The organism is Streptosporangium sp. NPDC048886, assembly GCF_055586905.1.
On sequence record NZ_JBVJHH010000001.1, the window covers coordinates 529,253 to 540,394 of the forward strand.

Sequence of the window (11,142 nt, forward strand, 5' to 3'; positions counted from 1 at the left end):
CGGGGTGACCGAGGATCGCAACCCCAGAGATTGGGGGAGTGGTCCGCCGGCAGGCAGAGCAGCGGTCGCCCTCCGGGGTGACCGAGGATCGCAACCCCAGAGATTGGGGGAGTGGTCCGCCGGCAGGCAGAGCAGCGGTCGCCCTCCGGGGTGACCGAGGATCGCAACTCCTTCGTGGTCCGCCCCTCGGATGCCCGTGACCGGGGGCAGCGGTCGCCCTCCGGGGTGACCGAGGATCGCAACCTGGTCAAGGTGCTGTGTGACGAGCTCGGCGTGTGGCAGCGGTCGCCCTCCGGGGTGACCGAGGATCGCAACCCCGTAAGTGCGGGGTGCCGTCAGGGGGTGGGCGGGGCAGCGGTCGCCCTCCGGGGTGACCGAGGATCGCAACCCACGTGGGCCGCTTGGCCTTGGGCATCCGGTCGCGCAGCGGTCGCCCTCCGGGGTGACCGAGGATCGCAACCTCGCCGCGCGAGGTGTGGCATGAGCGTCTCCCAGAGCAGCGGTCGCCCTCCGGGGTGACCGAGGATCGCAACGACCTGGGCGCCGCCGAGCCCGCCATGATCCATGGCAGCGGTCGCCCTCCGGGGTGACCGAGGATCGCAACACTGCACGCCGTACTGGGACCGTGTGGTGCTGGACATGCAGCGGTCGCCCTCCGGGGTGACCGAGGATCGCAACACCTCGTCTCCGGGGCTCAGTCCCAGTCGCTCGGCGCAGCGGTCGCCCTCCGGGGTGACCGAGGATCGCAACCACTTTTGAGCAATGCAGCGACGCGCCACCCACGCGCAGCGGTCGCCCTCCGGGGTGACCGAGGATCGCAACATCCAAGCGATGACCGGCGCCCGCATCAGCGAGCTGTGGCAGCGGTCGCCCTCCGGGGTGACCGAGGATCGCAACCTCGGCCTCGCACGCGACCAGGACCTCCAGCTCTCCGGCAGCGGTCGCCCTCCGGGGTGACCGAGGATCGCAACACCAACCCAGAAGGGCCCGCGCCCGGCACCACCGGAGCAGCGGTCGCCCTCCGGGGTGACCGAGGATCGCAACTTCGGGGTCCCGGCGTCTCACTGCGGAATCAACATGCAGCGGTCGCCCTCCGGGGTGACCGAGGATCGCAACTTCGAGCGGGTCAGCGCGCTGGCGGACGAGGCCCCCGGGCCGCCACGATCACAAACTGCGAGGTCAGTGATCCTTTGGAGCCGGTCCGCCAGGTCAGCGTCACCGCTGCGGCGCGGCCCGCGGCCAGCGCATACTCACGCAGGCTGACCGGCTTGCTGCGATAACGCGGCTGGGGGTGCGGCCCCAGCCCCGAGTAGGTGATCGTCTCGGGCTGGGCGCGCACGTCATGGGCGGTGACCGCGCCTTTGACCTGCAGCACATAGGCCAGGCCGCGCTCGGCCAGGGCGGCGCGCAGGTGCGCGTTGTCGCCGTATCCGGCATCGGCCACCACCACCGGCGGCGCCAGGCCCCAGCCCGCGAGTTCGTCGAGCATCTCCACGGCCATCTGCCATTTGGGGCGATGCCGCTCGCTGTCGGGGATGACGCAGCGGGCGCGGCGCGCCCCGATCCGCTCGGCGCAGTGGCGTGCAGGTGCCTGCGGGCCGCTTCGGCGGGACATCATTTCCTGCGCACCAGGCGCGCCAAGTAGCTGTCGGTGGAGCAGCACTGTGCCGAATACGTGCTGAAGTTCGGTGAGATCGCGAGCTGATGGGAACGTTTGCGCAGGTAGAAGGTGTGTCTGGCGGCGGCGGACGGCGGGACTCATAATCCCTGGGTCGCGGGTTCGAGTCCCGCCCGCCCTACCCCTCGTGATCATACGAAAAGCGCCCTTGACCTGCGTGTTCACAGTCAGGGGCGCTTTCGTCATGTCCGGTCGTATCCGGCTGTCACCGATCGTTTGCGGCTGATCCTTCCCAATGCCTTCCCACGGATTCGAAGGTGGTTCTCAGCCCTCGGCGGCATTCTTCGCCGCTAGGAGAGTCTCTGCGATCATCATCGGACCGGCGTAGACCAGCCACTCAAGCACCGACAGGGGAAGTTCGTCGGGTGCGTCAAGCAGTGTTTGGCCTAGAAGGCCGGGAGGGGGCATCTCGACTGGAGCTCTGGCCAGGAGTTCAGTGCCTGCTCCCCGCCAGCCCTCGTGGTTGGGGTTAGCGACTATGGCACATGCTTCTGACACGATGGTCGGCCAGAGCGGCATCCCTCGGTGGCTTCGGCCGTAGGTGATCGCCTGCACAATCAGGAAGCTCAATAGTGCTTGGCGTCCGTAGTCCTTGCTCAGGCTGTGCAGGCCGTAGACACGCTCCTTCACATGCTTCTGGAACGCCCCAAGGTGGCCGTATCCCATCTCCTGAAGAGTGCGCCCCCCACCTGCCCAAGGTCGGCTTCGGTTGAGAAGATGCCCTTCAAGACTATAGATGGCGAAGGGGGAGGTGGAGATCAGGACGGACTTCGCGACTCGTTGTAGGGCCACGCTCTCAGCAAACATCTCACCATCAGTGGGACCGCGTCTGCTCGCATGCATGTCCTCAACTGGAGAATTGCGCCAGACATCGATCACCATGCCTACAGCAGCGGCTTCCACGATCGAGCCCTCGTCGGGGCCGATCCCTTGTCGTTCAAACTGAGGCCATAGCTCCGAGAGAGCCTGAACAGCATCGGCGATTGGCATTGGCATTGGTGACCTTCCCTACATGGCCAGTCATCCATTCGTCTTCCAACAGCGTGAAGGCACCCTCCCTGGGACATGGAGGGTGCCTTCATGAGATAGCTGGCCGTCACTCTCTACTGAGGTTGAACTCGTGGTGTCGTGTGTGGTTATGCCGGTGTGAGGGACAGACCGGTTCCGGCGAGGCAGCCGTCGATGAGGTCGCTGCGGTATCGAAGGGTGCGCAGTCCTTGCCGGACGGTGCGGATCAGGTGCTCTGGGCCGGTGAAGGCGGCGTTGGTCAGGAACCCTCGCCGTAGCAGGGACCAGATGCCCTCGACCGGATTCAGGTCGGGGGCGTAGGTGGGCAGCTGGACGACGGTCAGCCAGTCCTGATCAGCGATGATGGCGCGCATCCCGGCGGTCAGGTAGGTGTTGAGGTTGTCCCAGGTGAGCACGGTCGGGCCGCCGAGTTGGCGGTGCGCGGCGATCAGCAGGTCGCGGTAGTCGCTCCAGGCGAAGGACTTGTGCCCGTCGGGGCGGGTGTCTGGGCGGGGCCGGTAGATCAGGCGGGAACGGTGCCCGGGTTTGTAGCAGGCCAGGGCCGCGATCGAGATCCTGCGCCGGGATCGGCCGCGCACGGTGATGACCGGGGTCTGGCCTCGGGGTGCCCAGGTACGTGCGATCGGCGGCGTCATCGACAGGCCGGTCTCGTCTTCGAAGACGATCCAGGCGCCGAGCGCCGCCGCGGATCTTCCACGTTCGGCCAGGTCTCCTTCACCCACCCGGTCACCGCCGCCTGGTCGCGTTCCAGGGCGCGGCGGGCCGGGATCTGGCGGGAGTAGCCGTTGCGGATCAGCAGCTTGCGCGCGCCTTGGAGGGTGTAGGTCAGATGGAAGCGCCGGCCGATCAGGGTCGTGATGCGTGCCAGGGTCCAGCGCTGATCGGGCCGGCCGTGCCAGACGGGCCCTTTGACCAGTTCCTGCTCCAGCGTGGCGAGCTGCCGTTCATCGAGCCGGGGCAGGGAGGCCGGTCCGTGCGGGCGCAACGCTCTGGCCCCGTCGGCCCGCCAGTCCCTCTTCCATCGCTGAACGGACCGGAGACTGATTTGCAGGTCCCGGGCGATGGCCGTGCTGGATTCAGCGCGGGCGAACCTTTCGGCCGCCTGCAGCCGCGGCTTTTCGCGGAACGCTCTTCGCTCGGCGGACAGTCCTCCGCCTTGTGCGTACCTCATGATGTCGATGTACCCGGCAATCAAGGCACGTCAGAGGCTACGACACCACCAGTTCAACCTCAGTAGGCACGCCAGAACTGCATGCGAAACTCTTCGATGTTGTCCGGCGGGTACGCATCCGTGGGGCCGTTACCGAGCGGACGTACACTCGCGCGAACATTCCACTCCCCTCCGCGGGCCCGAAGATCAAGCCTCTTGCCCGAGGGCGGGAAGCTTCCCGTGACATACACCACGCCTGAGCTCAAGAACATGGTCGCGTCGAGAACCTTGGCCCAGCCCTCGTCCCGCGGCGGCTCGCCGTCCCAAAGTTCTAAGGCGACGGTCGCCTGATGGAAGCCGTATCCGCTGACGAAAAAGGCGACATTCGCACTGACCTGGAACCAGGACCCAGAGCTCCTTGCCCGGTCCGCAAGATCGAAAGGCGAAAGGCCACCCTCTGGTTGCCCGCTCGCACCGTCCACATCCAGCAACATAAACTCAAAATGATCAACGTAAACCTGATCTGTGAGCTCGGCGACACGTTCTGTCACTACGCCTCTCCTGGTGGTGGATCTTCCTTCGGAACGTGGAGACCCGGTTTCATACAGCCAAGCCGGTCATTTAGCAAACCGATCTTCGCGGACGGCCGGAGGCAGGTTCCCGATTGCCTGGATACCTTCGCCTGTGGTTGTACCAGACCCTCCATCCCCAGGAGTGCCACCGGCCAGGAGTTGCTGATGACCAGCAGCAGAGTTACGGCGATCCAGCGATGGCCGATGCTGTAATGAGCACAACCGCTGCGCATGATCAGTGAGGCTTTTTCATCCTGATGGCCTGGTAGGGCAGGTCGGCGGAGAGCAGTGCTTCTCTGGAGCCCGCAGGAGCATGCAGCGAAGTGATCCACCGACCGCGGCCAACCCGCGGGGGACAACGGTGGCCTAACGACCTCGTGCATGATTAGCCGTGGCTTCTGGGGCCTCGGCTCGTTGGGCCAGGTGTGGTGAGAACACTCGCACGCGCGATCATCTTGAAGAACCGGCGGATTACGGGTCTGTCGGTCGAAGTGATCGCGCAGTTGGTAGCCGAGATCGGACCGTTGTGGCAGGCCCGGCACCAAGCCGCGCTCGCCGGTCGCCCACGACGACGCAACCTCGGTGCCGGCGCTAAACACAAGCTGATGTTCGTCGATCGACTGCTGGCCACACTGGTGCACCTGCGCCACGGCGTCACCCATGACGTGCTGGGTTGCTGGTTCGGCGTCGACCGCTCCACCATCACCCGCGCCATCCACCAGATCCGCCCCTTACTGGCTGACCGAGGGTGCAGCATCACCACGGGCCGACGCTTACGAACTTTGGCCGATGTGATCGCCTACCTGGGAGACAGCGGTCAAGAAGCGATCTTGGACGCCACGGAGATCCGCGTCCGCCGCCCAGCCGCCGGCACCCCCGAGCGAGATCGCTTCGTCTCCGGCAAGAGCCGGATGAACGCGATGAAGACGATGGTCCTCACCAACCTCCAAGGGCAGCTGCTGTTTTGCGGCGAAACCCGTCCCGGATCGGTCGCCGACATCACCCAAGCCCGCCGGTCCGGACTGGTTGACCTGCTGGCCGACACCCATGGCCTGCAGATCCTCGCTGACGCCGGCTATCAGGGTCTGAGCAGCCAGAGCGCAGGTCAGATCCTCGCCCCACCTCGCAAACGGCGCGGCAGGAACCTGGAACACGTCCAATGGCTGATGGCCCATCACGATGCAGCCCGGCACGCGCACTCCTCCCGGCGCATTCCCGTCGAGCACGGCATCGCCCACCTAAAAAACTGGAGGGCCTTGGCGCGCCACCACGGCCGCCGCGACCACCTGCCCGAAACCATCCGCGCCGTGGCCGCGCTTCTATCCGATCAGCAGACTGCATCCACCCGGCTCCGAGGACAGAAAGCATGATCAAAAAAGTATCGCCTCAGCGAACCACGCCCTCATCGCAATCATGCACGAGGTCGTAAGCTTCGCTTTTAACCCGGTGATGAGTGTCAGGCCGCCTGGTTGGTCGTTTGATGGCCGGATGGCGGGGAGCAGGGCCACGGAGAGTGTCACGTGGGCGGCCCGGGGAGTGCCCGCAGGGTTGTGGCGCGCTGGCGGGAGTGTCAACCTCCGCGTGAACGGAGCGAAATGCGCGCCGTACCCGCCCGGGGGTCAATCGGCGGGCGGGCAGGGGTTTCTCCCAGGGCAGGCGTAGGTCGGTGACAAGGGTACGGGCCAGGCGCAGCTGGGGGTAGGCGGCGATGACGAGCCAGGTCCACCGGTCGGCTTGTTCGGGGGTGCGGGGCCGGGGCAGGGTCCAGTTCAGGGTCTGCTTGCAAAAGCGGAAGGTGTGCTCGATGTCGAACCTTCGCACGTAGGAGCGCCACAGCAACTCCAGGTCCAGGAGGCGATACCCGGTGGGGCCGTGCCACCACAGCCACAGGGTTGCGGGTTTACGAGTGCGGCCGGGCAGCGCGGTCACGGTGAGCCGGACTACGGTGCCGACCACGATCGGGCGCGGACCGCGACTACCGTGCCCGTCATGCTGCTGGGTCTTGGCGTGCAGGCCGCTCCAGGCGCACACGGTGACGGTGCCGTATTGCGGGTCTGCTGTCGACAGGGTGGCGCTCGGGGCGGGCCAGGTGTTCTCATCGGCGCAGACGAATTTGGCGCCGTGCCGACGTGGCCGGCCGCGGGCGTCTGGTTCGGCGGGCGGCGGGTCGGCGTAAAAGCAGCGATCGGAGCGGATTCGCACCAGCAACTGTGCCGGTGCGCCCTGCAGGGCAAGGGCCAGCCGCACCGCGTCGTAGCCGCCGTCGAAGACGAACAGCGGCAGATAGCCATCGGCGTCGGGCAGGCGCGGCAGGAAGCCGAGGATCTGGGTGGCCGCGGCGTCGTTGATGTTGGTGCCGGGCGGCAGGCGCGTCACATCCAGCGGGGCGGTCCAGGAGTTGGTTGTCAACTCCAGGCCGGCCAGCCAGGAGAACGCCCACCCGGCGATGATCGGTTTACCGGCCGAGTGCCGGGTGGGGTGGTAGTAGAACCCGCGGCCGGGTGAGCATTCGGCATCGTTGCGCGCCCAGCAGCTGACATCAACGGCGAACACCGCAGGTTGCCGGCGCAGTTGGCGGGCGAGCAGATCCCGCAGCGCGCCGGTGTTGATGCCTCCCTTGGCGGGCGCGGCATACACGCTGCCGTGCCCGCGCCGGTGCAGGGGATCCAGCGACAGGTGCGGCAGCGAGGTTATCGGTCCGGCGGCCAGGACGGCGTCGGTGAGTTCGAACAGCGCATCTCGGCGCCGGGTGAAACAGCTCATCAACTGCTGCCGGAATGCCGCTAAATCGGCGGGCCGGGGGCGGGCCAGGTCTGGCGGGAGGACACTGGAAACGACGGCCACCACACACCTCCGGGCACTTGGTCGTACTCGGAGCATCGCGCGGTGGCCGTCCTACGTCGAGAACATCCGTCACCGGGTTAAAAGCGAAGCTTAGAGACCTGAAAGATCAGCAGAAGTCGTGCTCGTTTGCCAACTCGCCCAGATGGCGACCGGACCAACCAGACCCATCACATCAAGCCGGAACAACGCCGGGGTCGTGGAGGAGTACCCGATCCCACATGGCGACGGCCAGCGCTGGCGATGATTCGTGTTCTTGAGCCCCACACGATCGCCGTCGCCCTGCTCGGCGAGCTGCTGCGGCCATCACGAGAACCAGGTGCTCCGCCGTCAAGTCGCTTTCTATACTCGCCTGCATGGACAGAGAAGAGCCGTTCGCCGTCGATACCAGCCGTTTAATGGTCAAGGTGTGGTACGGGCAGGTCTACCTTGCGGACGAACTACTGGACGGAGATGTGTCAGGCGATTCCGAAGACTCGCCCACCTCTTCAGTGGGCGTCATCCGCGTGACACCCGGCCTTGCCACCCTGAACATGGGCATCGACGTGGGGGAAGTGCCCATCACGGTGGTCGTGGCCGATCGAGATCCGGGCGCCGACCTCGAAAGCCATGAAGACGCTGTGGAGATCAGTTTCGAGTCCCTGTCGGGCCGGATCGTTCTGCTCGAGTGGGACTGGGATGAGCCCAGGACCCACGACCTCACCCCACTACCGGCCGGTCCCGGACCATACCGCATCAGGTTCCATGTCACAGGTCTGGACGATCACGCGGGAGCACTGGTTCACCACCTACAGATCTGGCCTGAGCCCTTTCATGACCCCGCTGTGCTCAAGACTACGAGCAGGAATTTCCAGTACCTTCTGGATCCTGACGGGTTCGACCCTGACGAGCACGCTTCGGGCACTGTTTGAGCGATGAAGGGAGGGGTCATGGGCACCCTCCCTTCATCATGGTCGCCGTGAAAAGCGGCTAGTCTACGATCGCCACCCAGAAGGGGTTGTTCGAGCCTACGCGGTAATACGCGTAGAAGGCCCCCAGGGCATCCCCATGGGCGCGGTTCTGTGTGGCGCTCACCGCACGCAGGGAGTAATGGCCGTTCGCGGAGGCCGCTCCTTGCTTGGTCGTGGCGAAGGGGTACTCGTCGCAGTTCATCCAGACTGCCGGCGCAGGATAGTCGGGATGGGTCTGCGCCGGATATTTCTCGGAGAAGTAGTATTTACAGTAATTCGTTCCTCTGTCTTTGAGCCAATGCTTATAGCGATCCGTGCCCACGTCCATGAACAGCTCGCGGTTGGACCACTCTCCCCGATTGACGTCATCGATGTCCTTGGGTCCCCGGACCAGCGGGTCGCTTCCTGCGGCCGCCCAGTTCCCTGGTATGTCCTTCGCTATTCGGGTTCCTATCTCGATCTTGGTGGGAGGATAGGATGGCTCGTCCCAGTCGTGTTCTTCTTCTCGCAGGGGTGGGAACGAATACTTATTCGTCGCCGGATACAACGCGTCCTGGATGTGCTGGGTGATTTCGATGAAGGCCGTGTCCTTGCTCATGGACATCTCGAAGATGCGGCTCGCCGTGGGGTTAATGCAGCCTCCCGTCCGCCAGCCCGCCTTCGATCTGAACGTTTTGAAGTCGCATCTGAAATACGGCGCGTAAACCTCTTCGTTCCGGTTGCTCGTGTCGCCCTTCCGCCGGACGCCGCGCTCCAGGCCCTGCTCGTCCTTGACGGCCTGGCTCCACAGGTAGAACCAGGATGGCTCTATCGGGTCATCCCAGATGGTCGCCATCGGCTTGATGATGCAGTTCGGGGTGAGGTCGGCGTTGGAGGCGGCGGCTCGGATGATGAACACGTCGTCAGGATCGGTGTGCCATGCAGAAACGTCTTTGATCTGGGCGTCTCCGCTGCGCACCGTGCAGCTCGTGTTCGGCTCCTCCGCCTCCGCTTCTACGCCTATTCCCATGTCCAGCCCTGTGAGCTGGGATGAAGACAGCTTGACCCGGCCCGTGGAGTCCTCCACCGCGATCTCGTCGAGACGGGTAAAGACCTTGATGTCCTGCGGCTTCAGGTCACCTGATGGTGTCGGGTGAATGGCGTTGCCGGTCTTGTCGCCCAGATAGCTATGCATCACCCAGGTGGCCCGGAACCTAAACTGGTCGTCATCCTCGAAGATCGCGCTGCCGAACTTTTTGATCAGGTACGAGTAGATGTTGGATTTCGTCGCGGCCTTCTTCATGGTCCTGCTGATCGGGTCTTCTTCGAAGTCCTGGACGTAGAGATAGGCAGACCAGCAGGAGACATAGGGCTTCTGCTGGATGCGCGCCTGGAAGTATTTGTAGTCGAATCCCCCGGTGTCCTTGCAGTCCTGCAGATCAATGTGCTCGTAGTTGAAGTTGTAGTTGAACGCCGCCGCCGACGTGGGCGCCGCCGAGGACTCCTTCCGAGCGGCCGGGGCCGTCAGCAGAGCGGCGATCTCGGCGGCGTCGAATGACCGCTGATAGATCTGAGCTTCGTCGAGGTCGCCCCGCATCCTGCTGCCGAGCGTCATGGCGGTGTCCGCATTCCACGTCGTGAAGCCAACGGGGGCGGTCTTGACGAGGGTTCCGTTGAGGTACAGCGAGGCGGTCTTGGCCGTGGCGTCGTACACGCCCGCTAGGTGGAACCATTCGCCGACGGGTGGTTCGACCTCGGACAGAACACCCTCGGCCGTCGCATCGGCAGCGTCAGTGTTGGTGAGAGTGAACACCAGGCCGTGGTCGGCAGTATTGCCGAGCCGGAAGGGCGCCTGGTGGGCGCCTCGCTGCTCGGCCACGGTGTAGTCGCCGTCCTTGTCGCTCCATCGCAGCCAGGCGGCGACGGTGAAGCTCTGGTCGGTGCGGATCACCGGTCCGGTGGTCTGCGCCAGGGGCTCCTCGCCGGGCTGGGTGACGTCGACGGTGACCTGCTGCCAGTCCGACCAGGCCGAGGAGACGTCACCGGCGACCGCGCGCAGCCGCCAGCGCACCTTCCACCCGTCGGTCAGCTTCCCGTCGGGGACGATGAGGCTCGCCTGGGTGCCCGAGGCGATGTTGTCCGCGTTGCCGGTCCAGATCTGGCCGGTGCCCTGCCCGGCGGGCGCGGCGGGGTCGTGCTCGATCTCCGCTTCGGCCCGCAGTGCCTGGCCGGTCGGGTGGGTGAGGGTGGCCTGCAGCGTGGGGGTGAGCGTATCGGTCACCGTCACGCCGTCCACCACCTTGGACGGGGTGACGGCCAGGCCGGTGGCGGTGGGCCTGGGCAGGCCGACGGTGAAGGACTGCCAGTCCGACCAGGCGGAGGCGGCGGTGGCCGAGACCGCGCGGGCCCGCCAGCGCACCTTCCACCCGTCGGTCAGCTTCCCGTCGGGGACGATGAGGCTCGCCTGGGTGCCGGCCGGCACGTTGTCGGCACTGCCGGCCCAGATCTGGCCGCTGCCCTGCCCGGGGGCGGCCGGGTCGTGCTCGACCTCGGCTTCAGCGCGCAGGGGCTTGCCCGCCGGGTCGATCACCTGGGCGAGCAGCGCCGGGGTGCGCGTGGGGGTGACGGTGGTGCCGTCCACCTGCTCGGACGGCGTGACCTGGAGCGCGCCCACGGCCGGTTCGGAGACCGGGTCCGGCACGTCGACGGTCAGGTTCTGCCAGTCCGACCACGGCGAGCCGACGGTGGTGGCGGTGTTGACCGCCCGGACCCGCCAGCGCACCTTCCATCCGTCGGTCAGCTTCCCGTCGGGGACGGTCACCGAGGCTTGGGTACCGGAGGCGACATTGTCGGCAGCGCCGGTCCAGATCTGGCCGGTGCCCTGCCCGGTGGCGGCCGGGTCGTGCTCGAGTTCGAACTCCGCCCGTACCGGCTGGGCGGCCG

At 65.9% G+C, this 11,142-nt stretch carries 8 protein-coding genes, 1 pseudogene and 1 CRISPR repeat array; of the genes and pseudogenes, 2 read left to right on the forward strand and 7 right to left on the reverse strand.

The genetic code is table 11. From position 1 onward, the window contains the following. Positions 1–58: 58 nt before the first annotated feature. Positions 59–1,116: a CRISPR direct-repeat array (repeat unit 37 nt; unit sequence GCAGCGGTCGCCCTCCGGGGTGACCGAGGATCGCAAC). 22 nt (positions 1,117–1,138) lie between these two features. The 5 genes and pseudogenes from ACZ6R6_RS02300 to ACZ6R6_RS02320 all read right to left on the reverse strand — a co-directional run. After that, a pseudogene (locus ACZ6R6_RS02300) lies at positions 1,139–1,567 on the reverse strand (transposase); the annotation flags it as partial. 375 nt (positions 1,568–1,942) lie between these two features. Then, positions 1,943–2,668 carry a hypothetical protein gene (locus tag ACZ6R6_RS02305; protein WP_470089481.1) on the reverse strand — a complete coding sequence of 242 codons (726 nt, stop codon included), beginning with the start codon at positions 2,666–2,668 and terminating at the stop codon, positions 1,943–1,945. Between the two features lie 146 nt (positions 2,669–2,814). Next, a complete protein-coding gene (locus tag ACZ6R6_RS02310) occupies positions 2,815–3,429 on the reverse strand; it encodes a transposase (RefSeq protein ID WP_470089483.1) in 615 nt (204 codons plus the stop codon). After that, complete coding sequence (locus tag ACZ6R6_RS02315) at positions 3,339–3,878, reverse strand: winged helix-turn-helix domain-containing protein (RefSeq protein WP_470089485.1); 540 nt, start codon at positions 3,876–3,878, stop codon at positions 3,339–3,341. Before ACZ6R6_RS02315 ends, ACZ6R6_RS02310 begins: the two co-directional genes overlap by 91 nt. A 59-nt stretch (positions 3,879–3,937) precedes the next feature. Then, a complete protein-coding gene (locus ACZ6R6_RS02320; RefSeq protein WP_470089486.1) occupies positions 3,938–4,408 on the reverse strand; it encodes a hypothetical protein in 471 nt (156 codons plus the stop codon). Positions 4,409–4,857: 449 nt separating this feature from the next. Here ACZ6R6_RS02320 and ACZ6R6_RS02325 point away from each other — a divergent pair, with 449 nt between their 5' ends. Further along, positions 4,858–5,799, forward strand: coding sequence for a transposase (locus tag ACZ6R6_RS02325; protein WP_470089488.1), 942 nt, complete (start codon positions 4,858–4,860; stop codon positions 5,797–5,799). A gap of 16 nt (positions 5,800–5,815) precedes the next feature. On the opposite strand, the gene ACZ6R6_RS02330 is transcribed toward ACZ6R6_RS02325, so the two are convergent. Then, positions 5,816–7,273 (reverse strand): NF041680 family putative transposase, encoded by a 1,458-nt coding sequence (locus ACZ6R6_RS02330; RefSeq protein ID WP_470089490.1) that lies wholly within the window; start codon positions 7,271–7,273, stop codon positions 5,816–5,818. A gap of 353 nt (positions 7,274–7,626) precedes the next feature. Between ACZ6R6_RS02330 and ACZ6R6_RS02335 the strand changes: the two genes are divergently transcribed. Continuing rightward, positions 7,627–8,181 carry a hypothetical protein gene (locus ACZ6R6_RS02335; protein ID WP_470089492.1) on the forward strand — a complete coding sequence of 185 codons (555 nt, stop codon included), beginning with the start codon at positions 7,627–7,629 and terminating at the stop codon, positions 8,179–8,181. 58 nt (positions 8,182–8,239) lie between these two features. On the opposite strand, the gene ACZ6R6_RS02340 is transcribed toward ACZ6R6_RS02335, so the two are convergent. Continuing rightward, positions 8,240–11,142, reverse strand: a 2,903-nt coding sequence (locus ACZ6R6_RS02340; RefSeq protein ID WP_470089494.1) for a LamG-like jellyroll fold domain-containing protein, incomplete at its 5' end; no start/stop codon positions are given.

Bases quoted from the DNA above. Each gene is read 5' to 3' on its own strand.
- ACZ6R6_RS02305 (WP_470089481.1), bottom strand. From the start codon at position 2,668: ATGCCAATCGCCGATGCTGTTCAGGCTCTCTCGGAGCTATGGCCTCAG.
- ACZ6R6_RS02315 (WP_470089485.1), bottom strand. From the start codon at position 3,878: ATGAGGTACGCACAAGGCGGAGGACTGTCCGCCGAGCGAAGAGCGTTC.
- ACZ6R6_RS02335 (WP_470089492.1), top strand. From the start codon at position 7,627: ATGGACAGAGAAGAGCCGTTCGCCGTCGATACCAGCCGTTTAATGGTC.